A 24,698-nucleotide genomic window follows, 5' to 3' on the forward strand; every position below is an offset into this window, starting at 1 on the left:
TTTATCGCTCCGTGCCATAGGAAACGACACGTCCATAAGAAAACATGCCTGATGTACCAACATACTCGTTATGGTCAACCAGATAATTATTCAGTCTGTCTTCGACTTCCGGCTCAGCGACTGTCCACCGGTTCGACTGACTAATCATGGTAGCAGGTGCTTCGTTGGCTACCACACTGGCCACCGGCATATTATCAAAACCGGATTGTTGCTGAACCACGCCCACGACGGCAAGTGCCCCCACTGAAGCGGCCATCGCCAACCCAGTGGCCTGTTTCCAGAAGTTATCAGGGAAACGGAACAGTTTTGCTGTTGATTTTGTTTCTGTTGCAATCGTGTAAGCGGGTTCATTATCCAATGCAGTTGATATACGGAATGTCAAATCCAGTGGACGTTGATTAATGCTTCTTGTATAGCCATGCAATATATCGCTTGCTTGCTGGTAGCGCATAAATGCTTCACGGGCGCTGCTGTCATTATTAATTAATTCCAACGCCTGTTCGAGTTCACTACCGGTCAGCTGGCCATCAACCAAAGCAGACACTAATTCGAGATGATTAATTGCCATTGTTATTCCTCTTCACCCATCACTGACTTAACTTGTTTATCGATAGCTTCCCTAGCCCTGAATATTCTTGACCGGACAGTGCCGATCGGACAGTCCATCGCTTCCGCGATTTCTTCGTAACTCATACCTTCAAATTCTCGCAACTTGATAGCTGTAGCGGTATCTTCCGGCAAATCTTCAATTGCTTGCTGGATAGCCTCTTCCAACTCTACACACATGAGACTGTTTTCAGGGGTCTCAAATTCCTTAAGTTCGGGTGCATCGTAATAATTTGTTGCATCCATAGCATCGACATCACTCATCGGTGGTCGACGCGAACTGGCAGTAAGATGATTTTTAGAGGTATTGATAGCGATACGATAAAGCCACGTATAGAACGCACTGTCCCCGCGAAAGTTCGGCAACGCACGATAAGCTTTAATAAAAGCCTCCTGCGCTACATCCATTGCTTCAACTGGGTCATGAACAAATCCGGTTATCACATGTATGATTCGCTGTTGGTACTTCATTATCAGCAGATCAAACGCCTTTTTGTCGCCCGCCTGTACCCGCTGAACTAATTCCTGATCCACGTTCATTTATATATCCGGCCTACTCCGACAAGCCGGAGACAATTTCTGTTTAATGCTAGATTGACCAATGTCATTTATTTTTGTTCCACAATCAGTGCACAATAATTGTTGGCATTCTACCTTTAACAGGACCCATGACGACAACTCATCATTTTGATCTGCTGATTATCGGCAGCGGAACAGCAGGTCTGACCCTGGCTTTAAAGATGGCAGACAAGGCCCGTGTTGCCGTTCTATCCAAAAGCCAGCTTGAGGAAGGTGCTTCACTTTATGCTCAAGGCGGCATATCAGTTGTACTCGATAAAGCCGATTCTTTGCAATCCCATATTGATGATACTTTGCGCGCCGGCGGCGGATTATGCGACGAGAAAGTCGTAAGGTTTACCGTTGAACATGCGCGGGAAAGTGTTGAGTGGTTGATTGAGCAAGGCGTTTCGTTTACCCGTGATGATATGACCACCGAGACATATCATTTGACTCAGGAAGGTGGTCACAGTCATCGACGGGTGATTCATTCAGCTGATGCAACAGGCCGGGCAGTGGAAACCACACTGCTGGATAAAGCCAAAGCCCATCCGAACATTTCATTGTTTCCTTATCATATCGGTATTGATCTGATCACCACACGCAAACATCTGGCCACAGAAGAGAATACCTGTTTGGGCTGTTATGTTCTGGATATTAAAAACGATCAACCGAAAACCTTTCTGGCGCCAGTTACGGTTCTGGCAACAGGTGGTGCCGGAAAAGTGTATTTGTATACCAGTAACCCAGACGTATCGACCGGCGATGGTATTGCCATGGGCTGGCGTGCCGGTTGCCGAATTGCCAATATGGAATTCATCCAGTTTCATCCCACCTGCTTATTTCATCCGAAAGCCAAATCCTTTTTAATTTCCGAAGCATTGCGTGGCGAAGGTGCCACGTTGAAATTAGCCGATGGCACCCGATTTATGCCGGCATTTCATCCTCAGGCTGAACTGGCGCCAAGAGATATTGTTGCCCGGGCAATCGACCACGAAATGAAGCGGTTGGGGCAGGATTGTGTGTATCTGGATATCAGTCATCAACCCAAAGAATTTATTACAACCCACTTCCCCACTATCTATAAGCGTTGCCTGAAATTTGGTGTCGATATGGCAAAAGAACCCATTCCAGTGGTGCCGGCAGCCCATTACACCTGTGGCGGCATTATGACCGATATGCGCGGACGTACCGATATTGAGGGGTTGTATGCTATTGGAGAAACTGCACATACCGGATTGCATGGTGCCAATCGCATGGCCAGCAACTCGTTGCTGGAATGCCTGGTCTTCGCCGATGCAGCTGCAAAAGATATCGCCACGCTTTCGAAAAAGCCGTTTCCTGAAAATATTCCACATTGGGATGACAGCCGTGTAAATCCGGCTAAAGAAGCCGTTGCCATTAGCCACAACTGGGACGAATTGCGCCGCTTTATGTGGGATTATGTGGGCATTGTGCGCAGTACTGAACGGCTCAATCGTGCTCGCCAGCGTCTGTTTCTGCTACAGCAGGAAATTAATGAGTTTTACAGTCAGCACCATATCAGCAACGATTTACTGGAATTACGGAATCTCGCAGATGTGGCTGAACTCATCATCGAATCTGCATTGCAGCGCAAGGAAAGTCGGGGCCTGCACTACACTCTTGATTATCCTGAAATGTCTGATACCGCGGTCAGTAATAGTATTATTGCCGGAAAAAAGCCAGTCTGATTCTCACTCGTAACTGTCGAAACTGTTCTTTATCGACAGCATCTTTAACGACCAGTATCGACAGGCTTCGCTTATCAGGTGTTTTGAACGTGATTATGACAGCAAAGCGTGTGACCCAGGCTGACTCCAGAACAAGATTAGGAATCAGAGAATTATCGGCATAGCGGATCTGCCAATATTCTTCACTGAAAGTCCGGAGCGCGACAGGGCGTTTGCTATATTCACCAACAATACCCAATCGGTAACTATGTAAAACCTGACTGATTAAAACCACCGTGACCAACAGTATTTTCACTATCATGCTCACCGCTAGCAGCGATATGCTCAGCACTGCCAGAATATGCACTAGAAAACTGTAAATAACGATATACCGTGATCGGGTTAATGGCAGATAAAATCCTTTTTCCTGCATCTTCATCCCTTATTTTCGCTAATGCCGCAAACTCGCTACAATGACTCATCCTTCTTCATGCTATCCATAAGAGTAAATTCATGACCGCTGACTATCAATCCATTTTGCATCAACAGGCTTCTGCCGGACTCGCAGAAAGCAGTAGTGATACCCATTATCTGATTCCATTACCAAGTTATGGGGTGATAACGGTAAGCGGTGAAGAAGCTACAGGTTTTTTACAGAATTTACTGACAAATGATGTAAACCAACTCACTCAGCAGACATGTCAGATTTCAGCAATGTGTAATCCAAAAGGACGCCTGCTGGCACTTTTCCTGCTGATTAAAACACAAGAGAGTTATCAGTTAGTGTTACCCAGAAGCCAATGCGCTTTTCTGGCGCAAAGACTGCAGATGTTTAAATTACGCAGCAAAGTTGAGGTTGCAGATAGCAGTGAACAGTTATCCGTCTGTGCTTTATTGGGCAATGCTCCGGTCGATCATGCCATTCCATTAACTGTACCGTCATCTGCTTTATTGATTCACTCAGCAGAACAAATGGGTTCCAGAATTGAAATTTTGCTGGACCAGGAATGGCAGCTTGCAGCAGAAGCCAGCTGGCATATTAGTGAAATTGAGGCAGGCATTCCGCTGATTGTGCCAGAAAGTCGCGAACTGTTTACGGCGCAACAAGTTAACCTGGATTTAATTGGCGGTGTCAGTTTCCGTAAAGGCTGCTATCCGGGACAGGAAGTAGTCGCTCGCCTGCACTATCTGGGTGAACCAAAACGTCGTTTGTTTCACGCTGTTGCAAACAAAGCTGACATTCCTGCGGTGGGTGAAACGGTTAACGATAAAGAAGGTGCGGTGGTCGGCCATATCGTCAGGGCTGTTCATGGCCATGATGACCAGTTATTACTGCAACTAAGTCTAAAACTGGAAGGTGCGGAACAACAGTTGTTTTTAAACGACGGGGCGCTGCTGGAACAGGTTCAAGCTTCTGCCCCGGCGAGGGAAGGGTTACTCTAGATCAAGCTTTTTAAGTTTATAGCGCAACGCCCGGAAAGTAATCCCTAAACGTTTTGCCGCAGCAGTTTTATTCCAGCGGGTTTCATTAAGTGCTTTTTCAATAATGGCCCGCTCCTGTTCTTCCAGATGACTTTCCAAGTCCTGATTCAGAGCGGGGGCAGATATAGATATACCTGTTTCAGGGATGGTAAAGGCGTTACCATTGGGTTGTGTTATAGCTGGCAGCATCAAATCCTCTGCCGAAATCCGTGTCCCCTCTGCCCAGGTCAACGCCCGCTCCAGCGTATTCTCCAGTTCACGAACGTTTCCCGGAAAGGGATATTGTTGCAAAGCCGTCATGGCTTCAGCCGTTAATGTAGTGACCGCAGAATGGGTTTTACCCGCCAGTTTTTTCAGGATATGTTCAGCTAACAATTGAATATCAGCCTGACGTTCTCTTAATGGCGGTACATGTAGTTCAATGACATTCAGCCGATAGAATAAATCCTGGCGAAAGGTCCCTTTTTCGACGCATTCCGCCAGATTTTTATGCGTCGCCGATAAAATCCTGACATCGACATTAATTTCATCATGACCACCTACCGGACGAATCGCTTTTTCCTGAATTGCCCTTAGCAGTTTGACTTGCATCATTAATGGTAAGTCAGCAACTTCATCGAGAAATAACGTGCCGCCATGTGCATGCTGGAATAATCCCTGTTTATCAGCAACAGCTCCGGTAAAAGCCCCTTTTTTGTGGCCAAAGAATTCGCTTTCTACCAACTCGTTGGGAATAGCGCCACAATTCACCGGCACAAATGCTTTTTCAGAGCGCGCTCCCAAATCATGAATTAATCTGGCCACCAATTCCTTACCCGTACCGGATTCACCACTGATATAAACCGGTGCCTGACTTCGGGCCAATTTGGCCACTTTGCCACGCAGTTCACGCATCAGCTCCGTTTCACCCAGTAAACGGTCTCTGGATCGCCGTTCGATTTTATGGGGTCGATTAGGTGACAATTTTAATGCCGCTTCCACCAGTTCACGTAAAACCTGCAACTTCAAAGGTTTGGAAACAAAATCGAACGCACCGGACTTCAAAGCGGTCACGGCTAAATCCATATTGCCATAGGCTGTAATAACCGCAACGGGTAGGTCAGGATGACTTTCCTGGATTTTTTTGACCAGCTGTAATCCATCACCATCCGGTAATCGCATATCGGTGAAACATAAATCAAATGATTGCTGTGACAACAGTCTTTCCGCTTCTGCGATAGTTTCGGCCGAAACACAATCTATCGACATGCCAGACAAGGTCATTGACAGTAAATCAAGAATGTCTGGCTCATCATCGACAATCAACGCTTGTGGATTCATTGAATAAACTCTTGTCTTTGCATTGGATAACTGATTCTGAAACAACTACCGAACTCATGCAGATAGTTTAGTCTGGCTCCATTGGCCTGGCATAACTCACGGGCCAGGTACAGTCCCAACCCTGTTCCACCGCTCCGTTCAGAATGAAACGGCTCAAATAAATGTTGCATTGCCTGTGGGCTGACACCAGCACCATTATCAATAACATCGATATTGATATCGTCGGCTTGCAGTGTGATACGGATTTCTACTGGCTGCTCCTGCTCTTTATCAGCATAGTGCCATGCATTATCAATCAAATTCCACATCACCTGATGCAATTGTTCTTCATCAGTGCAAATACGTGCCAGCGGCACCGACGAAATCAACGCGATTTGCCGGGCCGGGATATGTTTTATTTCGCAATACTCTTCTACCAGTTTTTCCAGCCACGGACTCAATACCACTACGGTAGGCTCAACATTTTTACGCCGACTCATTTCTAAAATGGTTTCGATAATGCTGTTCATCCGGACACTATGTCGTTGAATGATTCCGGTAAGCTTGCTGACTGACGCATCATGACTTAACGATTCCGCCAGCAGCTCTCCGGCATGGCTGATAGCACTCAAAGGATTACGAATCTCATGAGCGATGCTGGCTGTTAAACGTCCCAACGAAGCGAGTTTTAATTGCTGGGCTTGCTGTGCCAATGCCGTGGTATTTTCGATAAACACCAAAACTTCTCCTGAATCAAGCTGCGTGGCTCGCGCTAATAATTCAGGTAAATCAGCCCTGGCCTGAAAAGGTTCAAAGGCATCCGGTAAATGTTGTTTCCAACGCCAGATCTGATCAGCCAGCTCCGGTACATATTGTTTTAGTAAAAACTGTGAGGGAGCATCTTCTATTCCCATATACTGAGCAGCAGATTGATTACAAAGTGTGACTTTTCCCTGCTCATCCAGAACCAAAACAGCCACCTGCATTCTGCTGATGATGTGTTGATTCAGGCTTGCCAGTTTATTCAAATCCTGAGCTTGCTGTTCCGCCAGCAACTGGGATCGCTGCATGGTTCGTGAGAGCAGATGCGCCAAAAGCGCCGTAATAAAGAATATCGCCCCCAGCATACCGGCTTGAGCAAAATGGCTTTGACCTATCCCGGTCAATTCAGCATAAACCGCTTCAAGTAAAACCGATAAGGTCGCTATGGCTGCAATAAAAACGGCCAGTCGGCCAGGAATCAGCGCACCACCTGCCACGACAACCACGACAAGTAGTGCCCCCAGACCACTTTGCAAACCGCCTGCCGCATGAATAATCAGCGCCAGCGCAATAATATCGATAATCAGCTGAATACTGCACTGCGTGACAAATATACCCCAGTGTCGACTGGAAAATATCATCAACAATACAGCAACCATCAGATAGGTCAGGCTGACATAATGATGTAATAAGGGATATTTATTCCCGATGAATTCCGGTGTTAACTCAAGGTAAAAAACCACAAACAGAATAGCTGCCAGAAATAAACGGTAGCCGGAAAAGAAGGTCAGCGCCCGCCAGGAAGCCTGATCCTGTTCTGATTTAGTGGTGGTGAAATATTCGCCAGCCATTATTTTTGGTGCTGATAAGCCTCAAGATGCTCGGTAGTACAAAAATAATGCTGATTTTTCTGTATTGCTTCCTGTTCTAACAAATGCAAGCCACATTGTTCACAGCGCACCATTTTTTCTGTTTTCTCGATTCGCCTCTCATTTTTTATCTGCCGGTATAAATTCCGGAAAATGACATATAAAAGCAGGCCTATCGCCAGCAGGATCAAAATTCGCATGGTTTACCTCAAAAAAAAGGGCATCCGATATAGGATACCCTTTCTTGTTCCGTTGGTGATACAGCCAGGGTATGAAAGATCAACCTGACCTAACCGCGTGAAGCACGTTTGCGCTCATGTTCCAGCAGGAATTTCTTACGTACTCTGATGGATTTAGGAGTCACTTCCAGTAATTCATCATCACCGATAAATTCCAGCGCCTGTTCCAAACTCATACGAATGGGTGGAACCAGTGTCACCGCTTCGTCAGAACCTGATGCACGCATGTTGGTTAATTGTTTACCCTTGAGAGGGTTGACCACCAAATCGTTATCACGTGAGTGAATACCAATCACCATGCCTTCATAGACTTCATCGCCATGGCCAATAAACATGCGCCCACGATCCTGCAAGTTAAAGATGGCAAATGCCACCGCTTTACCGACACCATTGGCAATCAAAACACCATTAATGCGTTTCCCAAAAGTGCCCGCTTTCACCGGTGCGTAGTGATCAAATACGCTGTAAATCAAACCAGTACCTTGGGTAGCAGTTAAAAACTCAGTACGGAAACCAATCAAACCGCGTGACGGAATAATAAAGTCGAGACGCACTCGGCCTTTACCATCTGGTGACATATCTTTTAGTTCGCCACCACGGGTACCCATTTTTTCCATCACAGTGCCTTGATGCGTGTCTTCCACATCAATAGTCACCGCTTCATAAGGTTCCTCTTTAACACCATCAACTTCACGAATAATAACCTCAGGACGGGAAACCCCCATCTCAAAACCTTCGCGACGCATATTTTCAATCAATACCGAAAGATGTAATTCACCCCGGCCAGAAACACGGAATTTATCCGGGTCATCGACCAGCTGTTCTACTTTCAATGCGACGTTATGAATTAACTCACGATCCAGACGTTCTTTAATTTGACGAGTGGTGACAAATTTACCTTCTTTACCGGCAAACGGAGAATTGTTGACCTGGAAGGTCATCGTCACTGTCGGTTCATCAACGCTCAACGGGGGGAGCGCTTCCACAGCATTCGGATCACATAAAGTGTCAGAAATATTTAGCGGGTCCAGACCAGTAAACGCAATAATGTCGCCAGCATGTGCTTCTTCAACTTCTTCGCGACGTAACCCCATAAAGCCCATGACCTGCATCACTCGACCATTGCGTTTTTTGCCTTCCGGGTCAACGACTGTAACAGGGGTATTGGTTTTTACTTTGCCACGCTCAATGCGGCCGATACCGATAACACCGACATAGCTGTTGTAATCAAGCGAGGTAACCTGCATACGGAAAGGGCCATCCGCATCAACCGCTGGCGGACTAACCTTATCAACAACCAGTTGAAATAACGGTGTCATATCACCGTCACGAACGGTATCTTCCAGACCGGCAAAACCATTCAGGCCTGATGCATAAATGACATCAAAGTCTAACTGCTCGTCAGTGGCATCCAGATTGGCAAACAGATCAAACGTTTGATCCAAGACCCAGCCCGGACGAGCACTTGGTTTATCAATCTTGTTGATAACCACGATAGGCTTCAGACCCAAAGCTAATGCTTTTTGTGTGACAAAACGCGTTTGCGGCATAGGTCCTTCTGATGAATCAACCAGCAATAAGACTGAATCGACCATCGACAGAACGCGTTCAACTTCACCGCCAAAATCAGCATGGCCAGGTGTATCAACGATATTGATACGGTAGTCATTCCAGCGGATGGCTGTGTTTTTGGAGAGAATGGTAATACCACGCTCGCGTTCCAGATCGTTGGAGTCCATTACGCGTTCCTGTAACTCTTCATGTTCACTGAAGGTACCGGACTGACGCAGCAGCTGATCAACCAGGGTCGTTTTACCATGATCGACGTGGGCGATGATGGCGATGTTACGTAGTTTGTTTATATCTCTAGAATTATTACTCATAAAATCAGTTCATTAAGGCATGTCTGGCATGCGCTGTTAAAAAATGTCCCGTTGGGGACCTCAATCACTTCAGATTGTCCATCACAAACGGGGCAATACATTTTTGCAGATGAGCATGGATTGATAAGTTGCCGACAATAACGTGCCCTTTATCTAAAACCTTGTCACCGCCGGTAAAGTTCGTCACCGAACCACCCGCTTCTTCAACCAGCAATTTTCCTGCAGCCACATCCCAGTTTTCCAGGCCGATTTCCCAATAACCATCGACACGTCCAGCAGCGACATACGCTAAATCAAGTGCTGCCGAACCGGCGCGACGAATATCCGCCACTTTTGGTAAAACCGCGGAAAACATCTGCATATAAGCATCTAAATGTTGCGGATATTTGAAAGGAAAACCGGTGGCAATTAACGCGCCATTGAGATCTTTACGTTTACTGACACGTAAGCGACGGTCATTTAATTGAGCGCCTTCACCGCGACTGGCCGTAAATAATTCATCACGCATCGGGTCAAACACTACCGCATGTTCAATACGACCTTTGACCATCACAGCAATTGATACACAATAATGCGGAAAACTATGCAGATAATTTGTCGTTCCATCCAATGGATCAATTATCCAGACCACATCATTTTGTCCGGTTTCACCGGACTCTTCTGCCATGATGGCATGATCCGGATAAGATTTTTTAATCGTGTTAATGATTTCCTGTTCCGCCAGGCGGTCAACATCAGTCACAAAATCATTCAATCCCTTAGCGGTAACCTCTAAATGATCGACATGTTGTAAAGAGCGCATAATCAGGCTACCTGCCTGACGAGCCGCACGTACGGCTATATTCAGCATCGGATGCATAGAACAAATTTTTCCAGAGCAAAAAAAAGAATGCGACAGAAATAGTAAATACTATTCCAGTCCAAAAAAAGAGAGCATAATTATAGCAACTATCGCCACCGATTCGCAGTTTAAATTTGTGGCAATAGACAGCAGAAATATTTCCTGCTAGCCTTTTGACAGGCCTGCATTTACAAACGAAATGGAAATGCTACCAACCCTAGTACACTTTAAGGAGATACAAATGAAATCATTAGCTAAACTGAGCGCCGTTATCCTGCCTTTGGCATTACTGACTGCATGTGCAAATACTGCTGAAATGGAAGCATTAAAAGGTTCAGTAGAATCTGCACAATCAACAGCTGATTCTGCTTTAGTTGCAGCTCGCAACGCGCAAAGTACTGCTGATACTGCACAACGTACAGCTTCTGACGCTGAACTGGCTGCAATGAATGCTCAAAAAGCGGCTGAAGATGCACAAGCACAAGTTGATGCTTGCTGTGCAAAAATCGACCGTATGTTTGAAAAAGCAATGAGCAAATAATCTAAACAATTATTTTCAAAGCTAAAACAAAAAAGCCGGGATTTATCCCGGCTTTTTTGATTCTGCCGTTTGCTGTTTTGTCAGAACATTTCTTCTGACAGATGCGCAGGCCAAACTGGAATACCTGCTGCTGCAGAAATTCTATCCGCCGCTTCACGCGCAGCTTGCAGACTATCAAACGGCCCTACTACTACTTCATCAATCGCTTTATTTCTCAATGGCCAGAATTTGTCCTGCATATTCAATTCCTGTAATGCTTTGCGCATTTTCGCGCCGGTTTCCAACTTTAAACCGCCATGTACAAACCAGACATTATCAACAATCTTTTCTTCTTGCTGATTAAGCTGCTTAACGACACCATGCGTAGACATGACAATCTCTTCAGCAAAGGGCCAGTCCTGTTCTGATAACACGGAATCCTGTGCATCCAATACGGCCATCACCATGGGGGTCATATTACCGCTCACTCCATCATACATTTCAGGAATCGGCTTATGCGCTTCCAGATATAGCTTGCCGTTAGACAGGGCAGCTTTATAAGGATGATGAATAATATTCACTTGGGTGTTTAATGAGACCAGGCTATACAAATGTTCAATATCTTCCGGATACAAACGAATACAACCGCTACTGACTCGTAAACCAACCCCGTATGGTTTGGCAGTACCATGAATCAAATAGCTTGGATTGGATAAACGTATAGCGCGTGTGCCAAGAGGATTATCCGGGCCAGGAGGTACAACTGCTGGCAGGATATCGCCCTCTGCCGCATGTTCTCTACGTACAGATTCTGGTGGTGTCCATGAAGGATTTTCACGCTTTTGAATAATAGATAGCTTACCTAAAGGCGTGTCCCGGCCTTCACGGCCAATACCGATTGGGTGAGTGATGACTTGTTGTGCTTGATTGGCCTGTTTCGGCGGAAAATAAAATAATCGCATTTCCGGAATATTGATCACGACACCTTTTTGGGGAGCATCAGGCAGAATGAATCTGTTCGGTATCAATACCGGTTGATTATCGCCTGGCAACCAGGGATCCAGATTTGGATTCGCCGCAACCATATCGGTGTAACCCATATCAAATTTACGACCAATATCCAGTAAAGTATCTTCGTGTCGACTGTAAACTACGAGGTTGTGTCCGATGACACGGGTTTCCTCATCATGCAATTCAAAGGTGGTTGCACCGACTGGCAATACTAATAAACTAGTGGCCAAACCGATAAATAAACGACTAATCATTACAAACCTATAGAGTTAAGGGTGAATAAACAGCAGCTATTGTACAATGTTCCATGACAAGTGTTACTACTGAGGAATGTTGAACAAAAAAAGTAGCCTTCATTAGTGACACTGAAAGATAAACTGTCCGTGGTGATGCTTTGCCAAGTTAAACAGTCTACAATCGCAGGCTGTAATTTTTTGTTTTGATACAGATAGAAGCCAATGATGAAATACATCCTGACATTGTTCCTGTTGCTGACACTAACTGCATGTTCTTTCTTTTCAGGGAGAGAGCCTGTAGTTGCTGAAGAAAGCTGGACCGTAGAACGGGTTTACGCCGAAGCCAAAGCGGCTTTAAACATTAATGATTACCGCACAGCCATTGAATACTACGAACAACTGGAAGCGCGTTTTCCATTTGGTCAATATGCGCAACAGGCATTACTTGATTCGGCTTATGCCTATTACAAAATAGACGAGCCGGAAACCGCTATCGCTACATTGGATCGTTTTATGCGTGTCTATCCGCTTAACGAGAACGTTGATTACGCCATGTACCTGCGTGGGCTTATCAATTTCAACCGCGATATGGGTATTCTGGAAAAATATATTCCCCGCGATGAAACACAACGTGATCCCGGATCAGCCTTACAGGCTCTGCGTGATTTCACAACGCTGGTAAATCGTTTCCCAACCAGTCGTTACAGTGATGATGCTGCTCAACGCGTTGTTTATCTGCGTAATCGTTTAGCCCAACATGAGTTACATGTTGCCAACTATTATATGCGTCGTGCTTCATATCTTGCGGCCGCTAACCGTGCCAAGTATGTCATTGAGAACTACCCGCGCACTCCAGCAATGCCGGATGCATTAGTGATCATGGCCAAGGCTTATAAAATTCTGGAACTGGATGATTTGTCTGAAGACGCATTACGCGTTTTGGAAAGAAACTACCCTGGTCATACAGGGGTAGCCGATGTACGCAGAACGACGCTGTTTGATTAACAGCGTCGTTTTATTGGCCGGCTGAATTTAGATAGCCGCTTCGCCATCTTCACCTGTACGGATCCGAATGGCTCGTTCCAGAGGTGAAACAAAAATTTTGCCATCGCCAATCCGACCGGTATGTGCGGCTTTGGTAATGGCTTCGATACACGCATCCACCTGATCATCTGCCAGCACGATTTCCATTTTTACTTTCGGTAGAAAGTCCACAACATATTCCGCGCCACGATACAGTTCTGTATGACCTTTTTGTCTGCCAAAACCTTTGACTTCGGAAACCGTCATACCGGTGACCCCGATATCAGACAATGCTTCACGTACATCATCCAGTTTGAACGGTTTAATAATGGCTTCGATTTTTTTCATGTGATTGCCTACTCTATAGTTGACGTTACGGTATAACCTGATGTTATCGGATAGCGACGATCTCTGCCAAATGCTCTGCCGGTAATGCGAATTCCCGGCGGAGCCTGACGCCGTTTATATTCACTACGATCTACCATTTTAATGACCTGTGCAACCGTTTCTGCATTAAATCCGGATGCGACCAGATCCTCAAAACAGCCATCATTCGCTACATAGGCTTCCAGGATGTCATCCAATACTTCATATGCAGGCAATGAGTCCTGATCCAGCTGATCGGCTGAAAGCTCTGCCGAAGGTGGGCGCGTAATAATTCGTTCAGGGATCGCCCGGGCCAGGCTATTTCGGTAATGCGCCAGCTTATAAACAAGGGTTTTATATACATCTTTCAGTGGCGAGAAACCGCCTGCCATATCACCATACAGGGTGGAATAACCAACGGCCATTTCACTTTTATTACCGGTAGAAAGCACCATAGCACCTGTTTTGTTAGATATCGCCATCAGCAATACTCCGCGACAACGGGCCTGTATATTTTCTTCGGTGGCATCCGGCTGTGTGCCCGCAAAAACATCTTCCAACTCATGCAGAAATGATCGAAACAAATTTTCAATACCAATTATCCGATATTGAACGTTCAGGATAGCGGCCATTTCTGCTGCATCATCCAGGCTGATTTGCGAGGTATAGCGTGAAGGCATCATCACTGCCTGTACACGTTCAGCACCAAGTGCATCAACGGCCAACGCCATGGTTAAAGCTGAATCAATGCCACCGGATAAACCGATGACTACACCCGGAAAGTGATTTTTTTCCACATAATCCCGCAAACCACAAACTAAAGCGTTATATACCGTTTCCAGCTCACCCATCAATGGTTGTTGTGGTCCTTCCAGTTGAACTTCCTGTCCGGTTTTGTGCACCTTAATTGGCACCAATGCTGTTGCAAATTGTATGGCCTGGACGCTTTTTTCACCTGACGCATTGACCGCAAATGACGCGCCATCAAATACCAGCTCATCCTGACCACCAATCTGGTTCACATATAAAATCGGGACATTATTTTCCCGCGCCCGCTTGCACACTTCGGCCTCACGCAACAGCGTTTTGTCCTGCTTAAATGGAGAGGCATTCAAATTAACAATGATTTCAGCCCCGGCATCCACAGCCTGAGCCGTTGGCTCGACAAACCAGATATCTTCGCAGATGGTTAAACCGATCTTAATCTGGTTTATTTCAATGATGGTGGCTTCATGGCCTTCGATGAAGTAACGCTTTTCATCAAACACCCCGTAATTGGGTAGTTTTTGTTTGAAGTATTGTGCGGTAATCTGATGTTTGCTGATGACAGAAGCCACATTAAACAACTCTTTACCAACTTCACCTAACGGGTGACCCACAATAATCGTGATATCGTCTATTTGCTGACAAAGTGTTTTTAGTGACTTATCAACACGCTTCAGCAGGCCAGGCCTTAATAACAAATCTTCCGGTGGATAGCCGGTCAGACATAATTCTGGAAACACCACCAGTTCAGCGGCATGTTGTTGTCTCGCCTGCTGAGTTGCAGCAATCACCTTTCTGGTATTGCCAGCCACATCTCCAACAATGGGATCGATTTGTGCCAGCACTACCCGAATTTGATTATTGGCCATTAACTTTCCATCAGTTGCAGCATAGTTGAACCAATTTCTGCCGGGGATCCAGCAATGGCAACACCGGCGGCTTCCAATGCGGCTAATTTAGCCTTGGCGGTACCCTGACCACCACTGATAATGGCCCCGGCATGCCCCATACGTTTGCCTGCAGGAGCGGTTAAACCGGCAATATAGGCTGCGACCGGTTTGCTGACATACTGTTTGATATATTCCGCTGCATCTTCTTCAGCCTGACCACCGATTTCTCCGACCATCACAATACCCTCGGTTTGCGGATCAGCTTCAAACAATTCCAGACAATCAATGAAGTTCATTCCATGTATGGGATCGCCTCCTATTCCCACACAGGTACTTTGGCCTAATCCATTCTGCGTGGTTTGATAAACCGCCTCATAGGTCAGTGTTCCTGAACGCGAGACGATACCGATTTTTCCCGGCAAATGAATGCTGCCCGGCATGATACCGATTTTGCATTCACCCGGCGTGATAAGGCCCGGACAATTTGGTCCGATCAATCTGGCATCATAGGATTTCAATGCATGTTTAACCCGCAACATATCCAGTACCGGTATACCTTCTGTAATACAGGCAATCACCTTTATACCGGCATCTGCCGCTTCGAGGATCGCATCGGCAGCAAAAGCTGCAGGTACATAAATCATACTGGCATCAGCACCTGTTTCAGTTACCGCTTCATGCACGGTATTAAAGACCGGTTTATTCAAATGTGATTGACCGCCCTTACCAGGCGTTACACCGCCAACAAACTGGGTGCCATAGGCAATGGCCTGCTCGGAATGAAAAGTGCCCTGTTTACCGGTAAATCCCTGACAGATCACTTTGCTGTCTTTATTAACCAAGATACTCACGTTGTATTACTCCCCTGCCGCAGCGACAGCCATAGCTGCTGCTTCAGTTAAATCCTGTGCTACGCGCAGATTCATACCACTGTTTTCCAGCAATGTGCGCCCTAAATCGGCATTGGTGCCTTCCAACCGAACCACAACCGGTAACGATAAACCGACTTCTTTAGCGGCTTGCATAATGCCTTGTGCGATCAAATCACAACGCACAATGCCACCAAAAATATTGACCAGGATGGATTTTACTTTTTTGTCTGATAAAATCAGTTTAAACGCTTCAGCAACACGATCCGCGGTAGTCCCGCCACCAACGTCCAGAAAATTGGCCGGCTCTCCGCCCTGCTTCTGAATCAAATCCATGGTGGCCATTGCCAGACCAGCACCATTTACCATACACGCCACATTGCCATCCAGAGCGATGTAATTCAGTCCGAAATCACGGGCAATTACTTCGGCAGGATTTTCCTGGGTCGGATCAAATAATTCAGCCAAATCGGCATGGCGATATAACGCATTTTCATCGACGTTGATTTTGGCGTCCAGTGCCAGTAAATCACCCGCATTGGTTATCACCAATGGGTTGATTTCCAGCAGACTGATATCTTTTTCACAGAACAGCTGATACAGGTTTTGCATCAGCTGTTGCAGTTGTTTGAACGCCGCACCGGTGAGCTGCAAAAAGAAACCTGCTTGACGACATTGATAGGGTTGCAAGCCAGCAACCGGCTCGATATATAACGTCAGAATAGCCTCTGGTGTTTTCTCGGCTACCTCTTCAATGTCCATGCCACCCTCGGCAGAAATCATAAACACTACCCGCTGTGTCACCCGGTCCACCAGTACAGCCAGATAGAGTTCGCGTTCAATTGAAGATGGTGCCTCAATCCAGACTTTATTAACCGGTAGCCCCTCGGCCGTCGTCTGATGTGTTACCAGCTGACTTCCCAGCATGGCATTTACTGCGTCAGTTACCGCTGATTGACTGTCTTCAACTCTGACACCGCCGGCCTTACCTCGTCCCCCACTGTGTACCTGAGCCTTCACCACCCAACGTTGACCACCAATCGCCGTTATGGCCGATGCTACTTCATCAGAGCTGGATATCATCTGTCCTTTGGGTGTCTCGATGCCATATCGGTTAAACAATTGTTTTGCCTGATACTCATGCAGGTTCATGTTGTGTTCGCCTTGTATGTCTTTATTACTGCTGACCAGCAGTGCCAACAGTTAAACGTTATATTTTCGCCCATCAAGGTAATAATTACCATCATCTGACATGATATAGTTGCCTGCTGAAAACTAACACGGAACCGTTTATGCGTACTCTTTACCCTGATATCGAGCCTTTTCACAGCCAGTTATTAGCCTGTGAAGAAATGTCAGATGGACGCCGTCATCAAGTTTATATTGAACAGTGCGGCAATCCTGAAGGGATCCCAGTGATTTTTTTGCATGGAGGTCCCGGCTCCGGATGTCGCCCGCAGCATCGCTGTTATTTTGATCCTGAGCGATACCACATCATTCTGTTTGATCAGCGAGGTTGTGGACGTTCACAGCCGTCAGGTGAGCTGGAAAATAATACAACTGATTATCTGATAGCGGATATGGAAGCTATTCGTAAATTGCTGAATATTGAAAAGTGGATGCTATTTGGCGGCTCCTGGGGAGCAACGTTGGCATTGGCTTATGCCCGACAGTATTCACAGCATGTCTCAAAAATGGTGTTACGCGGCACTTTTCTTGGCAGGCAGCAAGATATTAACTGGGTATACGCTGCAGGAGGCGCATCAAGAATATTTGCTGAAGCGTGGCATGCACTGGTTAAAGATGTACCTGAAAGCGAACAGGAAAAGCCGTTAACTTACTTTTATCAGCAAATAACCCACCAGAATGAACAACAACAGATAATGGCCGCCAATACCCTGCAAAGCTGGGAAGCGACTATTGTGATGATGCGCGATCAGCATTATCAACCAGAAGCTGAGGCATCACCGGGACCGCTGGCACACGCCAGAATCCAATTGCATTATGCTTTGAATGAATGTTTTTTGGCCGAGAGTCCATTACTCGACAGTATTAAAAAAATTAACCATATCCCGGCAACCATTATTCATGGCCGTTACGATATGGTGTGTCCCATGCAGCAATCCTGGGAGGTCTATCAGCGTTGGCCAAAGGCCTGCTTTGAGGTGTTACCCCTGGCCGGTCATGCAGCAAGTGAGCCAGCAATTATTGATGCGCTGGTTCGAACTACCGATAAACTAGCAATGCAATTTGTATGATCGCTTTGTTACAACGGGTCAGCCAGGCAAATGTCACCATTGCCAACAACCAGACCATCGCGCAAATTAAACAAGGCTTACTTGTGTTTGTTGGTGTGGAGAAGGCTGACACCCCGCTTATCGCCGACAGGTTGTTGCAGCGGATTGTAAACTATCGGGTGTTTAGTGATGCTGACGATAAGATGAATTTAAGCTTGCAGGATATAAAAGGCGATTTATTGCTGGTACCACAATTTACTTTGCCGGCGGATACCCGCAAAGGTAATCGCCCCAGCTTTACCCCAGCAGCCCCCCCTGAACAGGGCAAAAAACTGTTTGATTATCTGTTGACACGGACTCAAGATCTTTCAATGACTGTTGAGTCGGGACAGTTTGGTGCAGATATGCAGGTTTCACTGACCAATGACGGGCCGGTCACTTTTTGGTTACACGTTAATTAATTTCGGATTTTTATGCGTATATTGCTCAAATTTTTACTCGGTACAGCTTTAGTCATCATTGGCATTGCTGCATTAATGCTGATTCCGTCACCGCAACCGACGGATCCAAAACCGTGGGAAATTACGGTTATGCCCGATGAACAGATTGAAGTAATGGGCGTGCATTTAGGCAGCACTTCCTACGGCGAGATTCAGCAGTTATGGCGTGAAGCAGGGGAAGTCGCTTTATTTATCAGTGTTAACGAACGTATTACTGCAGAAGCTTTTTTTGAATCCGTCAATCTTGGGGGATTGTCTGCTCGCGTGGTGGTTAATCTATTGCTGGATGACAATGAATTAAAATCCATGGCGTCACGGGCCGCTTCGGCGAAGTTACAGCCAAGTGGTGCACGACGTTATGATCCGGCATTTGATGATAAACAACGTTTATTGTCTGCTCCGGCGACCGCCATTACCTATATCCCTAGCGTGAGACTAGATGCAGAGATGGTTCGTAATCGCTTTGGTGAGCCCGATGAAATCAGTGATGAAGCTGAAGAAAGTGCAGCTGAAATCTGGCATTATCCTGCATTTGGACTGACCATCAGACTGCATCCGGAAGAAAGGCCCGTGCTGACTTATACAGCTCGGACTTTTTGATCATTTTGTTTTATATATTCCATCAGCTCGTTTAAGTTTATAGCCCTGCTGAAATAAAATCCCTGAGCACGTTTACACTGGCTCTTACGTAAAAATGCAAGTTGCTCTGCCGTTTCAACCCCTTCCGCAACAACTTGCAAGGCGAGACTGTTAGACATCGCCAAAATGGCATTAACGATTGCCGCATCATCACTGTCTTCAGTGACATCACGGACAAAAGTCCGATCAATTTTTAACACATTGAGTGGAAACTGCTTCAAATAAGACAGTGAAGAATACCCCGTACCAAAGTCATCAATTGCCAGCGTGATACCCAGCAAGCTTAATTCACGTAAGGTTTGCACAGCCTGCTCAGTGTTTTCCATTAACAGGCTTTCGGTGATTTCCAATTCCAGATTTTTTGCTGGCATACCTGATTGTTCCAGCAAATTACGAATAAAGTTAACCAGCAGATTGCCTTTGAACTGGCGCCCTGAAAGGTTAACAGCCATTAAGAAGTCATCCGGTAAATAATCACAATTAGCCATGAAGGCTTCACAGGTTTTTTTTAACACCCATTCACCCACAGTACTGATCAAACCCGTATCTTCAAGCACCGGCACAAATATCGCGGGCGACACATCTCCCCATTGTTCGGTATGCCAGCGTAATAACACCTCTGCACCAGCAACACGACCGGTCTCAAGTTCAATTTGCGGTTGAAATTGCAAATAGAACTCCTGCAACTCAACCGCACGACGCAGGGCGGTTTCCATCGCCAGACGCTGCGATGCCTGTGCATTCATTTCTGAGGAATAAAACTGAAAATTATTACGTCCTGTACTCTTGGCGTAATACATTGCCGCATCGGCATTTCTCACCAGCATGTCTACATCACGACCATCCGCAGGATATAAACTGATACCAATACTGGGACTGATATTCACTTCAATGTTATCCAGCATATAGGGCAGTGATGTTGTATTGAGAATTTTCTCAGCAACCTTTCCGACATATTGCGCTGAGTTGATATCTTCCAGAATCACGGTAAATTCATCACCACCCAGCCTGGCTACAGTGTCACTCTCCCGAACACAGGAACGAATTCGCCGCGCCACCTCACAAAGCAAAATATCTCCTGCCTTGTGGCCTAGCGAATCATTAATATGTTTAAAGTGATCCAGATCCAGGAAAAATACTGCCAAACGACCATTTTGTCGTTGTGCTTTATGAATGGCATGCTCTAGACGATCTTTAAACACGCCACGATTTGGCAACCCGGTCAGAATATCGCTGCTGGCTAAACGTGTCAGTCTTTCTTCATTTTGCCGTTGATTGGTAACATCTTCATATAGCCAGATAGATCCCTCTGACGGGTTTTCAGGATCAATGACTTGCCCGGCGACAGCACACCAGAATTTCTCACCATTGGCCCTTTTCATCTCGACCTGGGCTTCAAAATTTTCTGCTTCAGACAGGGCGTTATAAGCCTGATCTCCGAAACGCTTAAATGCTTCCTCGCTTGGATGAAGACAAAGTGTGCTTTGACCTTCAATATCTTCGCGTGGAAACAAAAACAGTTGTTCGAATTTATTATTCACCCGAATAATATGACGGTTTTTAATAAAGGCAATACCCACCATGGCGTTTTCCAGAATGGCGTTTAATTCATTGCTAGTCTGCACCAACGCCAACTTGGTTCGCTTCCATGAACTGATGTCTGAAATCACGCAAACCCAGATATCATCGTCAAATTGTGATAAAGGGCGAAGTGACAGCCACATGGAAAAAGTCTCCCCGTACCAGTTTCGCCCTTCAAATTCACGATTAATTTTTTGTGATTCAGCAATATCGTTGAGTGATTTAATGTGCTCGGATGGGGCAATGAACTGCAGAATATTCTGTCCAGCTAATTGGTTTTCACTCGCTTGTAATATTCGTTCAGCAGCAGGATTGCATGAGCTAATTGATCCATCCGCCTGGATAGCCAGAATCGCTTCAGGGACGCCGTTAAGAATGGCTCGAAGCCTTGTTTCACGGATTTCGAGCGAATGCTTGGTTTCATCCAGCTTTGCAATCAACTCCTGGGTTTGTGCAGCAAAGACATTAAAGTCATTGGCAAGTAAATTAAATTCACTCTGACCATTACTGATTGACATTCGGGTATCAAATTTTTGTTCTGACAAGGCATGCATTGCACTTCGTAATCGCTGCATAGGCTGGTTGATACGCGCTTTCATGCTGAGTACAAACCAGGTTATTCCTAAAACAATCATTAAACTGCTAAAGATCATCAACCATCTGTAATGACTGAATACAGAAATGGAAATTCCAGCAATCACCAATACCATTAATAGCGTAATAACAGCCCATAAATTCAGCATGGTCCGGATGCTCCAATGCTTAAACATATTTTCCCTGTTCATATAATTCACACTCGTTCATGGAGCTGGTATGAAAACTCAAAAGCATCCGATTTGAATCGGAGATACATTCCATTTTGTAATTTGCTAAGTCAAACTTTGCTACTGAGACGGACATACTGTTGATACTGGAAAAGGTCCATCTCGCTATCTTAACTAGTGTCCCTGTTGCACAAGGCATAGCACTGTTCAGTCGGGGCATATAAAAGCTGCATAAAGATTGCTTTTCTGATGATTTTTCCTGGATAAAAGCACAATTATATGCAGGCCAACTACAGCTAATGATCCGTTGATACTCCCATTCATATTAAAGTACCGTTCTGCTGCCAAGCCATTGTTAGTTGGCATAAACGGGGTTGCGGATGGAATAATAATCTAATCAGATTTATGCTCATTATTATTTGTATTTTCCACGTCTGATTCCACTTCGGTTTCTTCTGAATGATTATCATCTTCCATCAAAACTCGATTAGCGGCGCCTTCCATATCATCATATTGACCACTGCGAACGGCCCAGAAAAAAACCACAACTCCCACTAAACCCAGTAATAACATCCCGGGTAAAAGTCCGTATATGACCTCCATAGCCTACCTCTTAAATATTCGACTAATCCTGGCAGCATTACCAATGACAAGTAACGAACTTATCGGCATCGTGATTGCTGCCAGTAAAGGACTGACTAATGCCATCATTGCTAATGGAACCATAATCACGTTATAGCTGATCGATAATACAATATTCTGGCGAATAGTGCGTAACGTCCGGGCAGCCAATTGCCGCGCTAATGCCACCTGACTTAATTGATTGTGTGATAAAACAATATCTGCACTTTCAATAGATACATCCGTTCCGGAAGCCAGCGCAATGCCTACATCAGCCTGAATCAATGCCGGCGAATCATTAATGCCATCCCCTACCATGGCAACACAATCGCCCTGTTGTTGTAATTGTTGAATAAACCGGCGTTTATCAGCAGGCAAGACCTCGGCCATGCGCTGAATATTTCCAAGGTCGGCCGTTACTGAATTGACTACCTGCTGTCGGTCTCCGCTTAACACAGTCACTTTAAGACCATTGGCTAACATGTCCGAAATCATGGCTTTGGCGTCATCACGTAATGTATCAAACAGGCCTAATATGCCGATTAATTTTTTCTCGCTGGCGACAAACACACAACTGATACCTTGCTGCTCCAGCTGATCGACTTTTAACTGCCAGGCGTTATTAAGAATAACCTGATGTGAAAGCATCCAATCCGCGGTGCCAACAATAATTTTATTGCCTTCAATCTGCGCTTCCACGCCTCTTCCCGGAGAGGCATAAAACTGAGATATCTCAAATAACGGGAGGGCATATTGCTGAGCGGCTGAAACAATCGTTTTTGCAATACCATGCTCGGATTGCTGCTCTGCCGAAGCCGCAATCTGCAGTAACTGTTGTTCGGAGATTCCTTCTGCGGTAATTCGTTCAACCAGCTTAAGTCGTCCTTCAGTCAAGGTACCGGTTTTATCAAACACGTAATGTGTTACGCGGGATAACGATTCCAATGCAACACCCTGTTTGATCAGGATTCCATTGCTGGCCCCCACTCCGCTGGCAACAGCAATGGACATTGGCGTGGCCATACCAAATGCACAGGGACACGTCACCACTAAAACCGAGGCTGCGGCCAGTAAGGCTTTTTCAAAATCACTCCCAACCCAGAATACAAATGTTAGCGTTGCAAGCGTCAGCGTAATAACGACAAACCAGGGCACGATTTTGTCTGCCAATGTTTGAATGGGGGCTTTTGAAGTTTGTGCCTCATCCATCAAAGCGATTATTTTGGCTAAGGCAGTATGGCGTAATACCTGCTGCGCTTTCACCACAAATGCACCTTCACTATTGATGCTTCCAGCGACAACCATATCGTTTACCTGTTTGCGCACAGGTTGCGATTCCCCTGTCAGCATCGATTCATCTACGGCGCTCTCGCCATCTGTCACAACGCCATCAACTGGAATATTTTCACCCGGCCGCACTAAAACCAAATCACCGACCTTAACCGAACGAATAGGTACTGTTTTCTGTATCCCTGCTTCAATGACTGTTGCCAGTTTGGGCTGCAATTCGAGCATGCGACGGGTGGCTGATAACGCATTGCGTTTGGAAAGCGCTTCCAGATAACGCCCAATCAGAATAACAAATATAAAGTTCACGACTGTATCAAAGAAAACTTCGCCTTCAACTGAGCCAGTAAAAGTAATATAGGAAGAATAGAGATAAGTGGCCGTTGCACCGATAGCAATCGGTAAATCCATTGTTAAATAACGACTGCGTAATCCGCTGATTGAATTTCGGAAAAAAGGATAACCCGAGTAAAGTAAGGTTGGAGTAGCAATCAAAAAACCAACCCAATGAAACAAGTCTCGAAACTCATCCTCAGCAGCACCGGAATAAAGGGCAATCGAAACCCACATCAGGTTCATCATCGCAAACCCGGCAAATGCCATACGATAGATTAATCCACGGTGTCGCTTAGCCAATGCCCCTTCTGCCGTTTCCGGATCAAATGGAACAGCGGCATAACCAAGCTCAGCTAAATGCTGCATTAAAATGGATAAGGACGTTTTGCGATTATCCCAACAGATGCGACAACGTTTTGCTGTCAGATTCACATCCGCCGCCAATACACCTGGCAATTTATATAAAGCATGCTCAATTAACCAGACGCAGGCTGCACAATGAATGCCATCAATTAACAGATTTATCGTGCGTTTTTCATCAACGGTGTCGACATAATCAGCCTGAATTTCATCGAGATCGTAGGCATGGAAATCATTTGCAGTATCGGGGGGTGGGGCGAGTCGTTCGCCCTCTGGAGTTTTGCTATAGAAGCTTTGTAAACCTGCAGCATAGATCGTCTGGCAGGCCATTCTGCAACCATGGCAACAGAACTCATGCGTGGTTGACTGAATTTGTGCAACAAATTCACCGGAATTCCTGACGGGAAGCCCGCAGTGAAAACAATCGCAGGCTTTAACTTGCGTAGTAGCTTCAGACAATGAG

23 protein-coding genes are annotated in these 24,698 nt (G+C 45.8%); 7 read left to right on the forward strand and 16 right to left on the reverse strand.

What is annotated here, in order from left to right; all coding sequences use genetic code 11:
* Window position 1 precedes the first annotated feature (1 nt).
* Both B2337_RS11305 and rpoE read right to left on the reverse strand, forming a co-directional pair.
* Window positions 2–568 carry a sigma-E factor negative regulatory protein gene (locus tag B2337_RS11305; RefSeq protein WP_292361718.1) on the reverse strand — a complete coding sequence of 189 codons (567 nt, stop codon included), beginning with the start codon at window positions 566–568 and terminating at the stop codon, window positions 2–4.
* Between the two features lie 2 nt (window positions 569–570).
* Window positions 571–1,146, reverse strand: coding sequence for an RNA polymerase sigma factor RpoE (gene rpoE / locus B2337_RS11310; protein WP_292355489.1), 576 nt, complete (start codon window positions 1,144–1,146; stop codon window positions 571–573).
* Between the two features lie 128 nt (window positions 1,147–1,274).
* Between rpoE and nadB the strand changes: the two genes are divergently transcribed.
* Window positions 1,275–2,876, forward strand: a complete 1,602-nt coding sequence (nadB, locus tag B2337_RS11315) for an L-aspartate oxidase (protein WP_292414815.1) — start codon at window positions 1,275–1,277, stop codon at window positions 2,874–2,876.
* Here nadB and B2337_RS11320 read toward each other — a convergent pair.
* The gene (locus B2337_RS11320) at window positions 2,851–3,288 is read right to left on the reverse strand and encodes a protein YgfX (protein ID WP_292414816.1); all 438 of its coding nucleotides are present in this window, start codon (window positions 3,286–3,288) and stop codon (window positions 2,851–2,853) included. The two genes, nadB and B2337_RS11320, sit on opposite strands and share 26 nt — an antisense overlap.
* Before the next feature lie 80 nt (window positions 3,289–3,368).
* Between B2337_RS11320 and B2337_RS11325 the strand changes: the two genes are divergently transcribed.
* Window positions 3,369–4,298 (forward strand): YgfZ/GcvT domain-containing protein, encoded by a 930-nt coding sequence (locus B2337_RS11325; RefSeq protein WP_292414817.1) that lies wholly within the window; start codon window positions 3,369–3,371, stop codon window positions 4,296–4,298.
* Here the strand turns inward: B2337_RS11325 and B2337_RS11330 are convergent.
* The 5 genes from B2337_RS11330 to suhB form a co-directional block, all read right to left on the reverse strand.
* On the reverse strand, window positions 4,290–5,657 hold the full coding sequence (locus B2337_RS11330) for a sigma-54-dependent transcriptional regulator (RefSeq protein ID WP_292361714.1): 1,368 nt from the start codon (window positions 5,655–5,657) through the stop codon (window positions 4,290–4,292). The two genes, B2337_RS11325 and B2337_RS11330, sit on opposite strands and share 9 nt — an antisense overlap.
* Window positions 5,654–7,249: a sensor histidine kinase gene (locus B2337_RS11335; protein ID WP_292361713.1), complete on the reverse strand. Its 1,596-nt coding sequence runs from the start codon at window positions 7,247–7,249 to the stop codon at window positions 5,654–5,656. Before B2337_RS11335 ends, B2337_RS11330 begins: the two co-directional genes overlap by 4 nt.
* Window positions 7,249–7,467, reverse strand: coding sequence for a PP0621 family protein (locus B2337_RS11340; protein WP_292361712.1), 219 nt, complete (start codon window positions 7,465–7,467; stop codon window positions 7,249–7,251). Before B2337_RS11340 ends, B2337_RS11335 begins: the two co-directional genes overlap by 1 nt.
* Window positions 7,468–7,556: 89 nt before the next feature.
* On the reverse strand, window positions 7,557–9,389 hold the full coding sequence (typA, locus tag B2337_RS11345) for a translational GTPase TypA (RefSeq protein ID WP_292361711.1): 1,833 nt from the start codon (window positions 9,387–9,389) through the stop codon (window positions 7,557–7,559).
* A 64-nt stretch (window positions 9,390–9,453) separates the two neighbouring features.
* On the reverse strand, window positions 9,454–10,248 hold the full coding sequence (suhB, locus tag B2337_RS11350; protein WP_292361710.1) for an inositol-1-monophosphatase: 795 nt from the start codon (window positions 10,246–10,248) through the stop codon (window positions 9,454–9,456).
* Between the two features lie 223 nt (window positions 10,249–10,471).
* Here suhB and B2337_RS11355 point away from each other — a divergent pair, with 223 nt between their 5' ends.
* Complete coding sequence (locus B2337_RS11355; RefSeq protein WP_226073992.1) at window positions 10,472–10,771, forward strand: Lpp/OprI family alanine-zipper lipoprotein; 300 nt, start codon at window positions 10,472–10,474, stop codon at window positions 10,769–10,771.
* 80 nt (window positions 10,772–10,851) lie between these two features.
* Here the strand turns inward: B2337_RS11355 and B2337_RS11360 are convergent, their stop codons facing one another.
* Entirely contained in the window at window positions 10,852–12,015 is a 1,164-nt protein-coding gene (locus B2337_RS11360) for a L,D-transpeptidase family protein (protein WP_292361709.1), read from the reverse strand.
* Window positions 12,016–12,219: 204 nt separating this feature from the next.
* On the opposite strand from B2337_RS11360, the gene B2337_RS11365 reads away from it, so the two are divergent.
* Complete coding sequence (locus tag B2337_RS11365; RefSeq protein WP_292414818.1) at window positions 12,220–13,002, forward strand: outer membrane protein assembly factor BamD; 783 nt, start codon at window positions 12,220–12,222, stop codon at window positions 13,000–13,002.
* Between the two features lie 27 nt (window positions 13,003–13,029).
* Here B2337_RS11365 and B2337_RS11370 read toward each other — a convergent pair whose 3' ends face one another.
* From B2337_RS11370 to sucC, 4 genes are read right to left on the reverse strand one after another with little or no spacing between them, the layout of a single operon-like run.
* Window positions 13,030–13,368 (reverse strand): P-II family nitrogen regulator, encoded by a 339-nt coding sequence (locus B2337_RS11370; protein ID WP_292355467.1) that lies wholly within the window; start codon window positions 13,366–13,368, stop codon window positions 13,030–13,032.
* An 8-nt stretch (window positions 13,369–13,376) separates the two neighbouring features.
* On the reverse strand, window positions 13,377–15,020 hold the full coding sequence (locus tag B2337_RS11375) for an NAD+ synthase (protein ID WP_292414819.1): 1,644 nt from the start codon (window positions 15,018–15,020) through the stop codon (window positions 13,377–13,379).
* Window positions 15,020–15,892: a succinate--CoA ligase subunit alpha gene (sucD, locus tag B2337_RS11380; protein WP_292361706.1), complete on the reverse strand. Its 873-nt coding sequence runs from the start codon at window positions 15,890–15,892 to the stop codon at window positions 15,020–15,022. The genes B2337_RS11375 and sucD overlap by 1 nt, the downstream gene beginning before the upstream one ends.
* A gap of 6 nt (window positions 15,893–15,898) precedes the next feature.
* A complete protein-coding gene (gene sucC / locus B2337_RS11385; protein ID WP_292414821.1) occupies window positions 15,899–17,062 on the reverse strand; it encodes an ADP-forming succinate--CoA ligase subunit beta in 1,164 nt (387 codons plus the stop codon).
* Between the two features lie 140 nt (window positions 17,063–17,202).
* Between sucC and pip the strand changes: the two genes are divergently transcribed.
* Genes pip through B2337_RS11400 form a run of 3 tightly spaced genes read left to right on the forward strand, consistent with a single transcriptional unit; the run spans window position 17,203 to window position 19,247 of the window.
* Window positions 17,203–18,168 carry a prolyl aminopeptidase gene (gene pip / locus B2337_RS11390; RefSeq protein WP_292361704.1) on the forward strand — a complete coding sequence of 322 codons (966 nt, stop codon included), beginning with the start codon at window positions 17,203–17,205 and terminating at the stop codon, window positions 18,166–18,168.
* Complete coding sequence (gene dtd / locus B2337_RS11395; protein WP_292414822.1) at window positions 18,165–18,608, forward strand: D-aminoacyl-tRNA deacylase; 444 nt, start codon at window positions 18,165–18,167, stop codon at window positions 18,606–18,608. The genes pip and dtd overlap by 4 nt, the downstream gene beginning before the upstream one ends.
* A 12-nt stretch (window positions 18,609–18,620) precedes the next feature.
* Window positions 18,621–19,247, forward strand: coding sequence for a lytic murein transglycosylase (locus tag B2337_RS11400; RefSeq protein ID WP_292414824.1), 627 nt, complete (start codon window positions 18,621–18,623; stop codon window positions 19,245–19,247).
* Here the strand turns inward: B2337_RS11400 and B2337_RS11405 are convergent.
* From B2337_RS11405 to B2337_RS11415, 3 genes are all read right to left on the reverse strand, one after another.
* On the reverse strand, window positions 19,226–21,610 hold the full coding sequence (locus B2337_RS11405) for an EAL domain-containing protein (protein ID WP_292414826.1): 2,385 nt from the start codon (window positions 21,608–21,610) through the stop codon (window positions 19,226–19,228). The genes B2337_RS11400 and B2337_RS11405 overlap by 22 nt on opposite strands.
* Before the next feature lie 414 nt (window positions 21,611–22,024).
* Entirely contained in the window at window positions 22,025–22,234 is a 210-nt protein-coding gene (gene ccoS / locus B2337_RS11410; protein WP_292414828.1) for a cbb3-type cytochrome oxidase assembly protein CcoS, read from the reverse strand.
* Between the two features lie 3 nt (window positions 22,235–22,237).
* Window positions 22,238–24,694, reverse strand: coding sequence for a heavy metal translocating P-type ATPase (locus B2337_RS11415; protein ID WP_292414830.1), 2,457 nt, complete (start codon window positions 24,692–24,694; stop codon window positions 22,238–22,240).
* Between the last annotated feature and the right edge of the window lie 4 nt (window positions 24,695–24,698).

The sequence above is a fragment of the Methylophaga sp. UBA3192 genome, assembly GCA_002363955.1.
GTDB lineage: Bacteria > Pseudomonadota > Gammaproteobacteria > Nitrosococcales > Methylophagaceae > Methylophaga.